Annotated in this window: 12 protein-coding genes and 2 tRNA genes; 8 read left to right on the top strand and 6 right to left on the bottom strand. The window is 61.9% G+C overall.

From position 1 onward, the window contains the following. Nucleotides 1–286: 286 nt before the first annotated feature. Both glnA and E7813_RS08925 read right to left on the bottom strand, forming a co-directional pair. The gene (gene glnA, locus E7813_RS08930; RefSeq protein WP_291572942.1) at nt 287–1696 is read right to left on the bottom strand and encodes a type I glutamate--ammonia ligase; all 1410 of its coding nucleotides are present in this window, start codon (nt 1694–1696) and stop codon (nt 287–289) included. 112 nt (nt 1697–1808) lie between these two features. After that, nucleotides 1809–2147 (bottom strand): P-II family nitrogen regulator, encoded by a 339-nt coding sequence (locus tag E7813_RS08925; RefSeq protein ID WP_291572940.1) that lies wholly within the window; start codon nt 2145–2147, stop codon nt 1809–1811. Between the two features lie 370 nt (nt 2148–2517). Here E7813_RS08925 and E7813_RS08920 point away from each other — a divergent pair, with 370 nt between their 5' ends. After that, the gene (locus E7813_RS08920) at nt 2518–4017 is read left to right on the top strand and encodes an NAD(P)H-hydrate dehydratase (RefSeq protein WP_291572937.1); all 1500 of its coding nucleotides are present in this window, start codon (nt 2518–2520) and stop codon (nt 4015–4017) included. 80 nt (nt 4018–4097) lie between these two features. On the opposite strand, the gene E7813_RS08915 is transcribed toward E7813_RS08920, so the two are convergent. Then, nucleotides 4098–5180 carry an enolase C-terminal domain-like protein gene (locus tag E7813_RS08915; protein ID WP_291572935.1) on the bottom strand — a complete coding sequence of 361 codons (1083 nt, stop codon included), beginning with the start codon at nt 5178–5180 and terminating at the stop codon, nt 4098–4100. Between the two features lie 13 nt (nt 5181–5193). After that, a complete protein-coding gene (locus E7813_RS08910) occupies nt 5194–6510 on the bottom strand; it encodes a multicopper oxidase domain-containing protein (protein WP_291572932.1) in 1317 nt (438 codons plus the stop codon). A 279-nt stretch (nt 6511–6789) separates the two neighbouring features. Here E7813_RS08910 and E7813_RS08905 point away from each other — a divergent pair. The 6 genes from E7813_RS08905 to E7813_RS08880 all read left to right on the top strand — a co-directional run bounded on the left by E7813_RS08905 (nt 6790) and on the right by E7813_RS08880 (nt 13914). Beyond that, nucleotides 6790–6874: transfer RNA gene (locus E7813_RS08905), tRNA-Leu, on the top strand. A 153-nt stretch (nt 6875–7027) separates the two neighbouring features. After that, the gene (gene tig / locus E7813_RS08900) at nt 7028–8389 is read left to right on the top strand and encodes a trigger factor (RefSeq protein ID WP_291572930.1); all 1362 of its coding nucleotides are present in this window, start codon (nt 7028–7030) and stop codon (nt 8387–8389) included. A 237-nt stretch (nt 8390–8626) separates the two neighbouring features. Continuing rightward, complete coding sequence (locus E7813_RS08895) at nt 8627–9259, top strand: ATP-dependent Clp protease proteolytic subunit (protein ID WP_291572928.1); 633 nt, start codon at nt 8627–8629, stop codon at nt 9257–9259. A gap of 441 nt (nt 9260–9700) precedes the next feature. Further along, complete coding sequence (gene clpX, locus E7813_RS08890; protein ID WP_291572925.1) at nt 9701–10975, top strand: ATP-dependent Clp protease ATP-binding subunit ClpX; 1275 nt, start codon at nt 9701–9703, stop codon at nt 10973–10975. A 322-nt stretch (nt 10976–11297) separates the two neighbouring features. Next, nucleotides 11298–13733, top strand: coding sequence for an endopeptidase La (gene lon, locus E7813_RS08885; RefSeq protein ID WP_291572922.1), 2436 nt, complete (start codon nt 11298–11300; stop codon nt 13731–13733). A 104-nt stretch (nt 13734–13837) separates the two neighbouring features. Further along, nucleotides 13838–13914: transfer RNA gene (locus tag E7813_RS08880), tRNA-Val, on the top strand. Between the two features lie 117 nt (nt 13915–14031). On the opposite strand, the gene E7813_RS08875 is transcribed toward E7813_RS08880, so the two are convergent. Continuing rightward, nucleotides 14032–14358, bottom strand: a complete 327-nt coding sequence (locus tag E7813_RS08875; RefSeq protein WP_291572920.1) for a hypothetical protein — start codon at nt 14356–14358, stop codon at nt 14032–14034. A 627-nt stretch (nt 14359–14985) separates the two neighbouring features. Between E7813_RS08875 and E7813_RS08870 the strand changes: the two genes are divergently transcribed. Continuing rightward, nucleotides 14986–15999, top strand: a complete 1014-nt coding sequence (locus E7813_RS08870) for an SGNH/GDSL hydrolase family protein (protein WP_291572916.1) — start codon at nt 14986–14988, stop codon at nt 15997–15999. A 60-nt stretch (nt 16000–16059) separates the two neighbouring features. Here the strand turns inward: E7813_RS08870 and E7813_RS08865 are convergent. Continuing rightward, on the bottom strand, nt 16060–16377 hold a 318-nt coding region (locus E7813_RS08865), incomplete at its 5' end, for a hypothetical protein (RefSeq protein WP_291572913.1).

Below are 16377 nucleotides of genomic sequence, written 5' to 3'. Positions count from 1 at the left end.
CGGTCATGTGAACCGCATCTACAGGCCGAACACATGGCTGCACCGACCAATGCTGCAAAACGTGAAAAAAAGCTCTTGCCAACCCGGAGCCGTCCACACATGGCACAAAGCGGACATGGCGGATTCGGCTGACGATGTCCGATATCGGGGGAATAGGTCGCATTTTAGCGCCGTGAGGTTCCGGGCGCCAAATTTACGAGTACACGCCGTAAGCAAAAGGCGCTTCCTTTCGGGAGCGCCTTTCTCATTTGGGCCGTGAGCCCGGCAGGAAACCCGCCGGCGGAAATCACAGCGAATAATACATTTCGAATTCGACCGGATGCGGGGTCATCTCGTAGCGGGCGACTTCGGTCATCTTCAGTTCGATATAGCTGTCGATGAAGTCGTCGTCGAACACGCCGCCGTTCTTGAGGAAGCCGCGATCCTTGTCGAGATTTTCCAGCGCCTCGCGCAAGCTGCCGCACACCGTCGGGATCGATTTCAACTCTTCCTTCGGCAGGTCGTAGAGGTCCTTGTCCATCGCCGAACCCGGATCGAGCTTGTTCTTGATGCCGTCGAGACCCGCCATCAGCATCGCGGCGAAGCCGAGATACGGATTGGCCATCGGATCGGGGAAGCGCACCTCGACCCGCTTGGCCTTCGGGTTGGTGGTGTAGGGGATGCGGCAGGAAGCCGAGCGGTTGCGCGCGGAGTAGGCCAGCAGCACCGGGGCTTCATAGCCCGGGACCAGGCGCTTGTAGGAGTTGGTCGACGGGTTGGTGAAGGCGTTGATCGCCTTGGCGTGCTTGATGATGCCGGCGATGTAGGACAGGCAGGTCTCCGAGAGGTCGGCGTATTTGTTGCCGGCGAACACCGGCTTGCCGTCCTTCCAGATCGACTGGTGGCAGTGCATGCCCGAGCCGTTGTCGCCATAGACCGGCTTCGGCATGAAGGTGGCGGTCTTGCCATACATGTGCGCGACCTGATGGATGCAGTATTTGTAGATCTGCATCTGGTCGGCCATCAGCGTCAGCGTGTCGAACTTCATGCCGAGCTCGTGCTGGGCGGACGCGACTTCGTGGTGATGCTTTTCGACCTTGACGCCCATCTTGGCCATCGCGCCGAGCATTTCCGAGCGCATGTCCTGCACCGAATCCTGCGGCGGGACCGGGAAGTAACCCGCCTTGGTGCGGATGCGGTGGCCGAGATTGCCGCCCTCGTATTCGGTGTCGGAATTGATCGGCAGTTCCGATGAATCCAGCTTGAAGCCGGTGTTGTAGGGCGTGGTCTGGTAACGGACGTCGTCGAACACGAAGAATTCCGCCTCCGGCCCGAAGAAGACCGCATCGCCGACGCCCATCGACTTGACCATGGCCTCGGCCTTCTTGGCCATGCCGCGCGGGTCGCGGTTGTAGGGCTCGCCGGTGGTCGGCTCCAGCACGTCGCAGGTGATGATCATGGTGGTTTCGGCGAAGAACGGATCGATCGTCGCGGTGACCGGGTCGGGCATCAGGCACATGTCGGATTCGTTGATCGCCTTCCAGCCGGCAATCGAGGAGCCGTCGAACATGAGGCCCTCGGCGAAGGTGTCCTCCTCGATCATCGTGATGTCGAAAGTCACATGCTGCCACTTGCCGCGCGGATCGGTGAAACGCAGGTCGACGTATTTCACGTCGTTGTCCTTGATCGATTTCAGGACGTCTTTGGCGGTCTTCATGAATACCCCTTTTGGCTACAGGTCACCGTGAACTGGCCGCGGCGGGACCGCGGGCCATGCTGCTTACAATCGGGAGATGTTCAATACAATATCAGAGTGTTGGCAAGCTCATTCAGATGGCATCCAGCCCGGATTCCCCGGTTCGGATACGGATGGCTTCCTCGATATTGGACACGAAAATCTTGCCGTCGCCGATGCGGCCGGTCTGGGCAGCGCGCCTGATCGCATCGATGGCTTTTTCGACCAGGTCCTCCCCGATCACGATCTCGATTTTGACCTTGGGCAGGAAGTCCACGATGTACTCCGCGCCGCGGTAGAGTTCGGCGTGGCCCTTCTGGCGCCCGAAACCCTTGGCTTCGGTCACGGTAATGCCCTGCAGTCCAACCTCCTGAAGCGCTTCTTTCACCTCGTCGAGCTTGAATGGCTTGATGATGGCTTCGATTTTTTTCACTGAGCGCCTCCCAGGCATTTCCGAATTGCAGACTGCAGCTTTGTTTCCACGTTAGCTGTGGCGGGTTTGTTGATCGTCTGTCCTGATGGGCAGCCGGGCAGATTCACTTACACACTCATTCATTGCCGGCGAAGATGACGATCCAGAGCCGGCTTCCTCAAAAGCAGGGTCTATGCCAAGTTATCAACGGGCCTGATTTTGAAACATTATCAGACTTTTACCGGCGGGTTCTCGGGGTTGGATAGAGGTATTCATGATACCCAAGCCCATGGAATAGGCAAATAGATCAATAGGTGTGCAACTCTTGGAGAATGGACTGCGCGCGGAACCCGAACTGCCTTAGGAAAAGGCGCTTGATCAGGAAATTGCCATGGAAGTTCTGACCACGGCTGAAATGGAACGAGCGGATCGGTTCACCATTGCCGCGGGCACTCCCGGCTTCGCGCTGATGCTGAGCGCCGGTCAGGCGGTGGCGGAAGCCGCGATGGACCTCGTGGAGCAGGGGCCGATCCTGGTGGTTGCCGGATCCGGCAACAACGGGGGCGACGGCTTTGTCGCGGCGGCGGAACTGGCGGCGCGGGGCCGCGAGGTCTCGGTGATCCTGCTGTGCGAACGCGACAGCCTGCAGGGCGATGCGGCCTCCGCGGCGCGGGGATGGAAATATCCCGTGCTGCCGTTCAATCCACACGCGATCGGCAAGCCGGGCTTGATCATCGATGCGCTGTTCGGCGCGGGTCTCAACCGGCCGGTGAGCGGCGAGCCGCACGACATGATCGAGGCGATCAACGGCAACGGTGCCCCGGTTCTCAGCGTCGACCTGCCGAGCGGCATCAACGGCGACACCGGCGCGGTGATGGGGATTGCAATCCGCGCCACCGAAACCGTCACCTTCTTTCGGCGCAAACCGGCGCATTTGTTGTTGCCGGGCCGGATTTACTGCGGTCGCGTGCGCGTCGCCGATATCGGGATCGATACGCGCGTGTTCGAGGAGGTTCACCCGCAGACCTTCGAAAACATTCCGCAAACCTGGCAGAAATCCTTTCCGGTGCCGCGGGTCGATGGCCATAAATACGCCCGCGGCCATGCCATCGTAGTCTCCGGCGACATTGCGGCAACCGGGGCGGCGCGGCTAGCGGCGCGCGGCGCGCTGCGGGCAGGCGCCGGGCTGGTCACGCTGGCCTCGCCGAGGGATGCGCTAGTCGTCAATGCCGCGGCCCTCACGGCGGTTATGGTTCGTCCGATCGACACGGTGGTCGAGTTTGGCGAGTTGCTGGGTGACAAACGCCTCAACACCTGCGTGATCGGACCGGGCGCCGGCGTTGGCGGGCGCACCCGCGATTTCGTCCAGACGGCGCTCGCCACCGGGCGCTGCCTGGTGTTGGATGCCGACGCGTTGACGAGTTTTTCGGACGCGCCCGAGCGGCTGTTCGAGGCCATCAGATCGGCGCACGATTCACAGGTTGTCCTCACCCCGCATGAGGGGGAATTTCCCCGTCTGTTCAGCGACATCAGCAACAAGCATCCACATCGCTCGAAACTCGAACGAGTCCGGGCAGCCGCCGAGCGTTCCGGCGCCGTGGTGCTGCTCAAGGGGCCGGATACCGTGGTGGCATCGCCGGACGGGCGCGCCACCATCGCCGCCAATGCGCCGCCCTGGCTCGCCACCGCCGGCGCCGGCGACGTGCTGGCCGGAATGATCGCGGGGGTGCTGGCGCAGGGGGTAGCGGTTTACGAGGCCGCCTGTATCGGGGTCTGGATGCACGGCGAGGCCGCGCGCGAAGCGGGCCCCGGCCTGATCGCGGAAGACCTGCCGGAGGTTTTGCCCGCGGTGTTCCGCCGCCTCTATGACGCGTTCGACATCGAGTATTGAGGTGTACGCCGCGCCACCATTTGGAAACTTGAACATCGCGGAATACTGGATCGTCCGCCTTCGCCTTCGCGACGATGACATCACACCAGATACTTCGCGACCGCGGTCTCGTTCCACGACAGCCCCAGGCCATGCCCGCGCGCCGTGACCGCGCCGTCGACGATCTGGATGGGCTCGGCGAGGATGGCGCGGGCGAGATCGAGAACCTCCAGCCAGTGCGCGGTAGGCGTCACCGCCAGCATGTGAGAACTGGCTTCGGCGAACAGGTGACTGGACATCGGGATTGAAGCCGCTTCCGCTTGTCCGGCGACGCGCAGCCAGCCGGTCACGCCGCCGACCTTCATCAGGTCGGGCATGATGAAATCGCTGGCGCCGGCCGCGATCGCCTCGGCAAAGCCGCGCGGAAACCACCAGTTCTCGCCGGCCTGTATCGATATCGGCGAGGTCTGTCGCACCGCTGCGTGGCCCTGAAGGTTTTCCGCCGCCACCGGCTCCTCGATCCAGTGCAGATCATAGGGCGCAAGGCGGGCAATGCGGCGGCTGGCCTCGGCCGGATCGAGCGACTGGTTGAAGTCGAGCATCAGCGCGATATCCGGGCCGATCAGACCGCGCACCGCCTTGACCATCCGCTCGTCATTGGCGAGGTCGCCATCGCCGCCCTTGATCTTGATGCCGCGAAAACCTTGCTCCAGCGAGCGGCGCAAGTCCTTTTCGTCGGCGACGGGATCGACCGCGCCGTAGCTGTCATAGGCCCGGATCGGCCGCGGCGATCCACCGAGCAATTCGGCAAGTGGCTTACTCGCCCTCTGGCCCAGCACATCCCAGAACGCCATGTCGAGACCCGACACGGCCATGCCGACCAGGCCCTGCCAGCCGAGCAACCTGAATTTGGCATCCATCAGGGACGTCAGGTCGAACGGCGCGATCGCCTTGCCGGTGAGGTCGAGCCCGAGTTCCTCGATCAGATGCACCAGCGGCGCCAGCGTCAATCTGGCGTAGGCGAAGATATAGGATCGCCCGGTAATCCCTTGATCGGTCGTGACATCGATCAGCACCAGCGGGGCTGCCTCGATGACGCCGAAGGCGTTCTTGACGGGACGCGAGATCGGCGCGATCACGGGCCTCGCCCTGACGCTGCGTATGGCTGGAGTGGTCGAACTCATTTTTGTTTCCCCCTTATTCGATACTGTACCACTGCACTAGGCGCGGCGCCGCCCAGTCGGTTGCGACAGTCTCCATCAGCCAGCGCCCGGCATTCTCGGCCGCGAAGGCGATGCGCTGGGTCTGGCCGGGCTCGACCGCCAGCGTGTCCAGCCAGAATGGCTTCCAGCCATCGTCGAGCCGGTCCAGCACCCTGAAATGGTGCCCATGGAGGTGGAACACCTCGGCGATATCGGCGCGGTTGGTGAGGGCCAGCACCACGGTGCGGCCTGCTCTGGCGCGGAACGCGGGTGCCGCCAAGGCGCCAAAACTCGCGGGCGTCACCCAATCGTCCCGTGCGCCGCCGAGCGGCAGATTGACCCGCAAGGCTCCCTTGAGGTCGAGCCGGGCGGGCAGGCCGTTGGACGGCAGCGCAGGGGCGGTGGGAAGTGGTGCGGTCCGGATCGGCGGCTCGCTCGAGGTGACCATCCGGGCGACCGGGTGAGCCTGCTTGCCGTCATGGAGGAGGATTGGAGATACCGAGCCCGGTTGCCCGCCTGCATCGACAAACACATCGGCCCGGCCTCCCGGAGCCAGCACCAGCGCGCCATTGCGGGCGAGGAAGGGTTCGACAGGCTGGCCGTCGAGAGCCATAACCCTGATGTCTTGCTCCTCTAATTTGACTGCAATGACATTGCGTTGGCAGCCATTGATGAAGCGAAGCCTCAGCCGTTCATGCACTCGTGCCGGGATATCCAGCTTGGTCAGCCTGTTGACGGTGTAGAGCGGCCTGGTGTCCCCGGGGTCGACGCCGGGCGCAACCGCGGTCCCGTCCGGCCGCAGCCGCCAGTCTTCGATCAAAAAAACCTCGTCGCGGTCGACGGCAACGGCCTCGCTCTCTTCGACGACAAGCGCGCGGGCAGATGACGGCAGCGCCTGACCATCGCCAGACATCCGCATATCGCACAGCAAGGTGCCGGCATGGCGTAGCGGAAGCACAAAGGTTCCCCTGGCCCCGGGCGCCAGCGCTGGCCCCGCCACCAGCGGTTCGGCCGCGGCGACACCGTCGATGCCGCGCCAGTTGAGCGCGATGGGGACCGGCAATTCATTGCCGAGCGTGATTTCGAGCGCGTCGCCGCGCCTGAAGCGAAGGCCGGAATCCGCCCCCGACAACGACCATATCGGCGTATCCGGCCCTCCCGGACGCAAGCTGATGAGGGAAGCTTTGGCCTGCAGCATCAGCAAAGGCCGGCTCTGCGCGGATGCCGTCGCGGGCAGCGCCTGCGCGAGGACCGCAGCGCCCACGCCGGCTACCAGTTCGCGCCGGTTCAACGGGAAAACGCCATCTGCCATCGACGATGCGGACCATTTTCCACCCGATATGTCCAGTTGGTGCGGCACCGCGCGGCAAGCCGCAAAGCCGCCTTTTCCGAAACGGCCATTTTTTTGCTGCGAACGGTTGAGCCCATGTTATAAGCCCGCCGCGACGATCGCGTTGACGGTTTGAATGCGGGCATACAAATCATAAACGCGATGGATTCCATCAACTTGGAGCATGATCGGCCGCCCGGAAACCGCTTCACACTTTTCGGCAATCATGCTCGGGCATTGCGGGCGGACATGATGCTATCAGCGGGCGTGGCGGAACTGGTAGACGCGCTGGATTTAGGTTCCAGTGACGAAAGTCGTGGGGGTTCGAGTCCCTCCGCCCGCACCAAGCGCCACCAGCGTTTGCGCCTGACGAATTGCGGAGGACAGAGCCCGAGGGGATTGTCCGCCGACCACCGACGCAAGGCTTGATGCCGTGCGCCGACCAGATTGACAGTGTTCCGGCGCCCACGCCGGACCAAGCGGGAAGAAGATTGACGCCATGCAGGTAACAGAAACCGTCGCCGACGGACTGAAGCACGAATTCCAGATCAGCGTTCCCGCATCGGATCTCGATGCCAAGGCGGACGCCAAGCTTGTCGACCTCAAGGACAAGGTCCGCCTCAACGGCTTCCGTCCCGGCAAGGTCCCCGTCAGCCACCTGAAGAAGGTGTATGGCCGCTCGGTCATGGCGGAGACCGTCGAACAGACCATCCGCGATACCAACTCGCGAATCTTCACCGAGCGCGGCTTCCGCCTGGCGACCGAACCCAAGGTCACCATGCCGACGGAGGAAAAAGCGGTCGAGGACATCCTCACCGGAAAGTCCGATCTCAATTACACCGTTTCGATCGAAGTCGTGCCGCCGATCCAGCTCGCCGATTTCAAGAGCTTCACCGTCGAGAAGCCGGTTGCCGAGGTGACCGACGCCGACGTCGATGACGCCATCAAGCGCATCGCCGACCAAAACCGCGCCTACGAGGCCAGGGCCGAAGGCGCCAAGGCCGAATCCGGCGACCGGGTCACCATCACCTTCAAGGGCACCATCAACGGCGTGCCGTTCGACGGCGGCGCCGGCGAAAATATCCAGGTCACGATCGGTTCCAACAGCTTCATCCCCGGCTTCGAGGATCAGCTGATCGGGATCGCGGCGGGCGAGACCCGTAACCTGAAGGTCTCTTTTCCGAAGAACTACGCCAATGACACCCTGGCCGGTCAGCCGGCCGAATTCGAGACCACGGCGACATTGATCGAGGCGCCGCAGGAAACCGTCATCAATGACGAATTCGCCCAGACGCTCGGTCTTGAATCGCTCGACAAGCTGAAGGAGGCCGCACGCCAGCGGCTGTCGTCGGAGTTCGCCGTCGCTACCCGCCAGAAGCTCAAGCGCTTGCTGCTGGACCGTCTCGACGAGGCCCATCGCTTCGAGGCGCCGCCGTCGCTGGTCGCGGAAGAATTCAAGCTGATGTGGGATTCGATCAAGGCCGAAATGGAATCCGGCGGCAAGACCTTTGCCGATGAGGACACCACCGAAGAGGCTGCCAGGGAAGAGTACGGCAAGATCGCCGATCGGAGGGTACGGCTCGGCCTGGTGCTGTCCGAGATCGGCGAAAAGAACAAGATCACGGTCACCGACGACGAAGTCAGCCGCGCGGTGATCGAGCGCGCGCGCCAGATGCCGGGCCGCGAGAAGGAAGTCTGGGACTACTATCGCAACAATGCCCACGCGTTGGCCCAGCTTCGGGCGCCGATCTACGAGGACAAGGTCGTCGATTTCATCCTTGAACTCGCCAATGTCACCGAAAAGAAGGTCACGCGCGAGGAACTCTACCGGGATGACGATACGGAGAAGACCGCGGCCTGATCGTGTCAGCCGGCGTTAAGGATGTGCCGCGAAAGGGCCGAAGCCGGCCAGGCCGTCGCTAGGCGGTGCGCGGCGAATCAGCTTGAACAGGTGCGACCCGCAGCCGATTGACCCGGTCTTGTTACCGGTGAATTGGCCCATATCTGTTAACCCTGTCTTTTGAAGTCCTGCATCACGGGACCTTCGTCCGCGCTTTTTCGATCCGGATGACCGTCTCCGCCAACCCTTGGGTGATTAATGCGCGATCCGGTGGAAACCTACATGAACCTCGTGCCGATGGTGGTCGAGCAGACCAACCGCGGCGAACGCGCCTACGACATTTTTTCGCGCCTGCTCAAGGAGCGCATCATCTTCGTGACCGGTGCGGTCGAGGATGGCATGTCGACGCTGGTGGTCGCGCAGCTATTGTTTCTCGAGGCGGAAAACCCGAAGAAGGAAATCTCGATGTACATCAACTCCCCCGGCGGGGTCGTGACATCGGGCCTTGCGATCTACGACACCATGCAGTTCATCCGTCCGCCGGTGTCGACGCTTTGCACCGGACAGGCGGCGTCGATGGGCTCGCTGCTGCTGGCGGCGGGCGCCAAGGACATGCGCTTCTCGCTGCCGAATTCACGCATCATGGTGCACCAGCCCTCCGGCGGGTTTCAGGGCCAGGCCACCGATATCATGCTGCACGCCCAGGAAATCCTGAACCTGAAGAAACGGCTCAACGAGATCTACGTGAAGCACACCGGGCAGACCTTCAAGGCGATCGAGGATGCGCTGGAGCGCGACAAGTTCCTCACCGCCGAGATGGCGCGCGATTTCGGGATCGTCGACAAGGTGATCGACAAGCGTTCCGAAGATCCGACGGCCAAGAGCCCGTAGCCCGAGAGCCCGTAGCCGAGAGCCGCAAGGCCGTATCGGCGTCAATGACGCCGGGCAGGGGCCAATTCGGGGCCGCCGGCGCCGGTTTGATGGCCTCGGCGGGGCCGAAAGTTCCGCTTTCGTGCTGGTTTGGCAGCGTGGCAATCCCGCAACGCTCGGGCGATTTCGCCATCTTGCGCTCGCATGCGCGCGGCAAATCACGGTATTGTAACGATATTCGGTGCCCGCTCGATTAGCGAATTCTTGATAGTCGGGTGTCACCATGGTTGGCTAGGTCGGATCGGTTAAGATCGTGGGAGATTCGAGTTAAGCGCGATTCGCGGGGTATCCTGAGCTTGGGTCTTTTTTGGTACGGATTTTGCTCTATCTACAACCTTGTGCCGGGCGATCCCGGAATGGGGCGGTCGAGCGGACGAGATCGAACGGCGGACGGAGACAAGAATGAGTAAGGTCGGCACGAGCGACTCCAAGAACACGCTGTATTGCTCGTTCTGCGGCAAGAGCCAGCACGAAGTCCGCAAGCTGATCGCGGGCCCCACCGTATTCATCTGCGACGAATGCGTTGAACTGTGCATGGATATCATCCGCGAGGAAAACAAGTCCTCGCTGGTGAAGTCGCGCGACGGCATTCCGACCCCGAAGGAAATCTGCAAGGTCCTCGACGACTACGTGATCGGCCAGAGCCATGCCAAGAAGGTGCTCTCGGTCGCCGTCCACAATCATTACAAGCGGCTCAATCACCAGACCAAGCACAACGACGTCGAACTGGCGAAGTCGAACATCCTGCTGATCGGGCCGACCGGCTCGGGCAAGACGCTGCTGGCGCAGACGCTGGCGCGGATTCTCGACGTGCCCTTCACGATGGCGGATGCGACCACCCTGACGGAAGCCGGCTACGTCGGCGAGGACGTCGAAAACATCATCTTGAAGCTGTTGCAGTCGGCCGACTACAATGTCGAGCGCGCGCAGCGCGGCATCGTCTATATCGACGAGATCGACAAGATCAGCCGCAAGTCCGACAACCCGTCGATCACCCGCGACGTCTCGGGCGAGGGCGTGCAGCAGGCGCTGCTCAAGATCATGGAAGGCACGGTGGCCTCGGTTCCTCCGCAGGGCGGCCGCAAGCATCCGCAGCAGGAGTTCCTGCAGGTCGACACCACCAATATTCTGTTCATCTGCGGCGGCGCTTTCTCCGGGCTGGAGAAGATCATTTCCGCGCGCGGGCGCTCGACCTCGATCGGCTTTGCGGCTCAGGTGCTGGCGCCGGAAGACCGCCGCACCGGCGAAATCTTCCGCCATGTCGAGCCCGAGGATCTGCTGAAGTACGGCCTGATCCCGGAGTTCGTCGGCCGCCTGCCGGTGGTCGCCACGCTGGAAGATCTCGACGAGGCTTCGCTGAAGAAGATTCTGACCGATCCGAAGAACGCGCTGGTCAAGCAGTATCAGCGGCTGTTCGAGATGGAGAACATCGAATTGACGTTCGCCGACGAAGCGCTTGGCGCGGTCGCCCGCAAGGCGATCGAGCGCAAGACCGGCGCGCGGGGCCTGCGCTCGATTCTGGAAAGCATCCTGCTTGAGACCATGTTCGATCTTCCGGGCCTCGAAGGCGTCGAAGAGGTCGTGATCTCGCGCGAAGTGGTCGAGGGAACCGCCCGTCCGCTCTACATCTACGCCGATCGATCCGATCGCGTCGTCGAGACCAGCGCCAGCGCCTGATCGCGCTCGCCTGGAATACGTCGAAAGAGACGGCTACCGTGCCTTTCGGCGGCCGCTTTTGCGCAGGTTTTCTCACCGATTCCTGCGCTTTTTCTTTCGCGTTTAGCCCCGATTGGCGGCTGTTTTCGAGCGACTTGACACCCCCATGGCCGATAGCCACCTAATGCTGTCAGCGACGAAATCCGCTTGAAGATTCGCCGCACCAGTGATCCTGAAAAGTCGGCCGACAGGCGGCCAACCGATCCGGATATCCAGGCACCTTGTGGCGGTTGCGCAAAATCGCGGACCGCGTTGCAAGGGGGCACAACAAAAGGAATAGGCCATGACTACCCCGAAACCCCGGCCAACCATCGTTTATGGCGAACGGCACTCTTATCCGGTGCTGCCGCTGCGCGACATCGTGGTGTTTCCGCACATGATCGTGCCGCTGTTCGTCGGCCGCGAGAAATCCATCCGCGCGCTCGAAGAGGTCATGAAGAATGACGCTCTGATCATGCTGGCGACGCAGAAGAACGCCTCGGATGACGATCCGAGCCCGGAGTCGATCTATGAAATCGGCACGCTCGCCAGCGTGCTGCAATTGCTCAAATTGCCCGACGGCACCGTGAAGGTGCTGGTGGAGGGGCTTGAGCGCGCCAAGGTCGAGAAATATTCCGACCGAACCGAATACTATGAGGCGACCGCGACAGCGCTTGCCGATACCGACGCCACCTCGGTCGAGGCCGAGGCCCTGGCGCGCTCGGTGGTGTCCGACTTCGAAAGCTACGTGAAGCTCAACAAGAAGATTTCCGCCGAAGTCGTCGGCGTGGTTCAGGCCATCACCGATTTCGCCAAACTCGGCGACAACGTGGCCCAGCATCTCGCCGTCAAGATCGCCGATCGCCAGGCCATCCTGGAGACGCTGTCGGTCACCGCGCGCCTGGAGAAGGTGCTCGGACTGATGGAGAGCGAAATCTCGGTGCTGCAGGTCGAGAAGCGGATCCGCTCGCGCGTCAAGCGCCAGATGGAGAAGACCCAGCGCGAATATTATCTCAACGAGCAGATGAAGGCGATCCAGAAGGAACTCGGCGACGACGAGGGCCGGGATGAACTCGCCGATCTCGAGGAGAAGATTGCCAAGACCAAGCTCTCGAAGGAAGCGCGGGAGAAGGCGCAGCATGAGTTGAAGAAGCTGCGGCAGATGTCGCCGATGTCCGCCGAAGCCACCGTGGTGCGCAACTATCTCGACTGGCTGCTGTCGATCCCGTGGAACAAGAAGTCCAAGGTCAAGAAGGATCTGGTCGCGGCCCAAACCATCCTCGATAACGATCACTACGGGCTCGAGAAGGTCAAGGACCGCATCGTCGAGTACCTTGCGGTGCAGTCGCGCGCCAACAAGCTGACCGGGCCGATCCTGTGCCTGGTCGGTCCTCCCGGCGTCGGCAAGACCTCGCTCGGCAAGTCGATCGCCAGAGCGACGGGGCGCGAATTCGTGCGCGTGTCGCTCGGCGGCGTGCGGGATGAAGCCGAGATCCGCGGTCACCGCCGCACCTATATCGGCTCGATGCCCGGCAAGATCATCCAGTCGATGCGGAAGGCGAAGACCTCGAATCCGCTGTTCCTGCTCGACGAGATCGACAAGATGGGCGCCGACTTCCGCGGCGATCCGTCGTCGGCGCTGCTTGAGGTCCTCGACCCCGAGCAGAACTCGACCTTCAACGACCACTATCTCGAGGTCGACTACGATCTTTCCAACGTGATGTTCATCACCACGGCGAATACCCTGAATATTCCGGGACCGCTGATGGACCGCATGGAGATCATCCGGATCGCCGGCTATACCGAGAACGAGAAGGTTGAGATCGCGCGCAAGCACCTGATCCCGAACGCGATCGCCAAGCATGGCCTGGACTCCAAGGAATGGTCGATCGACGACGACGCGCTGCTGCTGATGATCCGGCGCTACACCCGCGAAGCGGGCGTGCGTAACCTTGAGCGCGAGCTTTCGACGCTCGCCCGCAAGGCGGTCAAGGATCTGATGATCTCGAAGAAGAAGACGGTGAGGGTCACCGAGAAGTCCCTCGAGGAGTTTCTCGGCGTGCCGAAGTATCGCTATGGCGAGATCGAGACCGACGATCAGATCGGGATCGTCACCGGCCTGGCCTGGACCGACGTCGGCGGCGAACTGCTCACCATCGAAGGCGTCATGATGCCGGGCAAGGGCAAGATGACGGTGACCGGCAACCTGCGCGACGTGATGAAGGAGTCGATTTCGGCGGCGGCTTCCTATGTCCGCTCGCGTGCGGTCGGCTTCGGCATCGAGCCGCCATTGTTCGACCGGCGCGATATCCACGTCCACGTTCCCGAGGGGGCGACCCCGAAGGACGGGCCGTCGGCGGGTGTCGCGATGGCCACCGCGATCGTCTCGACCATGACCGGCATTCCGGTCCGGCACGATGTTGCCATGACCGGCGAGATCACGCTGCGAGGACGCGTGTTGCCGATCGGCGGCTTGAAGGAGAAGCTGCTGGCGGCCGCACGCGGCGGCATCAAGACGGTGCTGATCCCCGAGGACAACGCCAAGGATCTCACGGAGATTTCCGATGCGATCAAGGGCGGCATGGAGATCATCCCGGTCGCGCGCCTCGACGACGTGATCGCCAAGGCCCTGGTGCGGCGGCCGATACCGATCGTGTGGGAAGAGGATACCAAGGTGCCGGTCAAGCCGGACACCACGGATACCGTGGACGAAGCGCCGGGCGGCCTGACCGCGCACTAAACGCGCATCTAATGCGACAACAGCGGCGTCCTGCGGGGCGCCGCTTTTTTGCGGCCAATGCCCGGCTTGCGCCCGACGGCACTGCGGCGGTAAACAGGAGGCGAGGGCGGCTAGCTCAGCTGGTTAGAGCATCTCGTTTACACCGAGAGGGTCGGGAGTTCGAATCTCTCGCCGCCTACCAGCCTTCGCTCGCTTCGCGAGCTTCGGCCGGGTAAGCCACGCCTTTCCCCGCAGGGAGTAGCCGTGGACAAGTAATTCACCGGGGGCGGATCGGAGGACCGCGGCGGGTGTTTTCCGATCAGCTTCGCTCGAGCCGCCGGCGCACTTCATCGCGCATCTTCTCGCGGAATTCCTCCCTGCGGGCCTCTCGCTGATTTTCCGGAATGTTGAATCGATCGAACACGTTGAACTTTTCAAGAATCGGATAGCGATCGCTGGCCATCGCCATGATGCGAAGCTGTTCAGCCGCCGGTCCGCTGGGACCCGTGACTTCCCATTTGCGGATCGTATCGGCTCCGCCCTCCGGCGGCAGGCCGCTGAGCTTCGCCATGTCCGCAGCGGACAGCGACCGCCCGATCGCGTCGCCAAGATCCGCGCGCAACCGTTTGAGTTCCGGGCCAGTCATTCGTCCCTCATGCCGGAGCTGTCCGCGCCCCTCCGCCGCATTTCGGTCAACGGTTGTTACCGAGACCTGTTGATACTGCTGAGTTCGTCGACTTGATTCCTGGGAGCGGCGAACGGTCCGAATACGCCGTAGGCGATCTCTGCGCCGGCAAGCGCAAGGAGCAATACGGTCAAAACAATATAAAATCGACGGTCGGTCACGTCAGCCGATTCCCTGGTTGAAGTTGATGACCTCGCTCCAATTGTTGCGCGTGTCAACATGACCGTACCGCATTTTGTGCAGCGAAGATGCGCCGAAGTGCCGAGATCTCAGTTCCACATGCTGATAAATCTACCGCAACGCTTGCTGATGGCCGCGCCGTCATATGATTGCCGGACGCGTTAGGTCGTGCTACCAGAAAACCCGCTTGCTCTGGCGCGCCGGTTGCGCTTTTATGGTCTCGGGGTTCAGTATCATGCGTGTTCCAAGGGCGCAAAATGTTGCGTCAATAAAAGTTCCGTCAATGTGTGAGATAGGTTCCCGGAACGAGACCAAAGAGCACAATACGCCAATCGATCAATGCGAACAGTCTGGACTCGAAATGGTCCGGCGTCGATGGGCAGTCGATCACTGTCTCCCGAGGATGCAATGAAGCGCGAACAGATCTTCGGCGTGATCGCCGCCGTCATCTGCGTACTGGTAGTCGCGGCGAGCATCGAGGGTTACGTGCGCCTCGTTGTCGACAATGGCATGCAGTTCGACCTCGAGATGTTCAAGTACGCCCGCGACGTCAAGGTGATCTCGCCCGATCCCCTCATCGGGCACGTACACGGTCCAAACCGAACGGCTCACCTGATGGGCGTCGACGTCGCGACCAATTCGAAAGGACTGCGCGATCGCGAGATACCCTATGAGCGCACGCCGGGTACCTTGCGCGTCGTTATGCTCGGGGACTCCGGAACTTTCGGCTGGGGCGTACGGCCGGAGCAGACCTATTCCAAGCTCCTCGAGGGGATGTTCGCGGAAAAAGGGTTGAAGACCGAGGTTGTGAACACCGGCGTCGGCAACTACAAGACGATTCCGGAAATCGAATACTTCCTCACGGAAGCATACAAATACAGTCCCGACCTCGTGGTGGTCTCCTATTCCTTCAACGATGCGGAGATATTGCCGCCGCATCACGCACCGAACGTGTTCCAGCGCAACTGCCTTTCCTGCGTGTTCATCACCGGCCGTTTCGACACGCTGCTTCGACGGTTCTCCGCACGGCCGGAATGGAGCGAATACTATCTTGGCCTCTATCAGGACGGCAAGGGAGCGGGGTGGCTAGAGTCGAAGGAATATTTCAAGAAGCTGCGCGACTACTGCAAGGAGCGCGGCATCGGCGTGCTGATCGCCAATATCCCGGAAATCCACGACGTCCAGCATTACAAGCTCCAGAGCATCACGGATCTCGCGCATAAGATGGCCGACGAGTACGGCTTCGAGTTCGTGGACTCCCTGGATTGGATGCGGACCGTGGACTCGCCGAAGCTTTGGATCGCGCCCGGCGACCCTCATCCCAACGTACTGGGGCACCAGTTCATCGCGCAGGCGATCTTCTCGAAGCTCTATCCGATGGCGCAGGCGGTCCAGAAACCGCAATCGATTAAGTCGGATTGATCGCGTTGAAGTCCCTGGGACATTCGGCCGGGGATATTCACCGGCCGCAGCACGCTCGCGTTAGAAATCGAAATAGATGAACTTGGCCGAACTTCCCTGGCTTACGGCTATGGCCACAACAAACAACGCGCCGATGATGGGCCAGAGCAATCCCTTGCTCCATGTGCGTACCGCGATGCGGACACGGGCATGTGCGTCGTACCGATGGGTGGCAAAGAAGATCAACAGAAGCAGGAGTTCGAACGGGTAGGTCGCGGCAAACTTGTCGAAACCCTCCCAGGAGGCTGTGAAGGGACCGAGCAGTACACGATGCGCGGTAGCAAGATCCGGCGCCCGGAAATAGACCCATGCGATGGTCACGAAATAAAAGGTAGCGAG

Origin of the sequence: Bradyrhizobium sp. (genome assembly GCF_004799405.1) — a bacterium.
GTDB lineage: Bacteria > Pseudomonadota > Alphaproteobacteria > Rhizobiales > Xanthobacteraceae > Bradyrhizobium.
The sequence above is the reverse complement of the archived record's forward strand: the minus strand, read 5'-3'. Positions and strand labels throughout refer to the sequence as shown.

Coding starts and splice junctions, on each gene's coding strand:
- E7813_RS08915 (WP_291572935.1), bottom strand. CDS start 5,180: ATGAGTTCGACCACTCCAGCCATACGCAGCGTCAGGGCGAGGCCCGTG.
- clpX (WP_291572925.1), top strand. CDS start 9,701: ATGAGTAAGGTCGGCACGAGCGACTCCAAGAACACGCTGTATTGCTCG.
- tig (WP_291572930.1), top strand. CDS start 7,028: ATGCAGGTAACAGAAACCGTCGCCGACGGACTGAAGCACGAATTCCAG.
- E7813_RS08875 (WP_291572920.1), bottom strand. CDS start 14,358: ATGACTGGCCCGGAACTCAAACGGTTGCGCGCGGATCTTGGCGACGCG.
- lon (WP_291572922.1), top strand. CDS start 11,298: ATGACTACCCCGAAACCCCGGCCAACCATCGTTTATGGCGAACGGCAC.
- E7813_RS08870 (WP_291572916.1), top strand. CDS start 14,986: ATGAAGCGCGAACAGATCTTCGGCGTGATCGCCGCCGTCATCTGCGTA.
- glnA (WP_291572942.1), bottom strand. CDS start 1,696: ATGAAGACCGCCAAAGACGTCCTGAAATCGATCAAGGACAACGACGTG.
- E7813_RS08895 (WP_291572928.1), top strand. CDS start 8,627: ATGCGCGATCCGGTGGAAACCTACATGAACCTCGTGCCGATGGTGGTC.
- E7813_RS08910 (WP_291572932.1), bottom strand. CDS start 6,510: ATGGCAGATGGCGTTTTCCCGTTGAACCGGCGCGAACTGGTAGCCGGC.
- E7813_RS08920 (WP_291572937.1), top strand. CDS start 2,518: ATGGAAGTTCTGACCACGGCTGAAATGGAACGAGCGGATCGGTTCACC.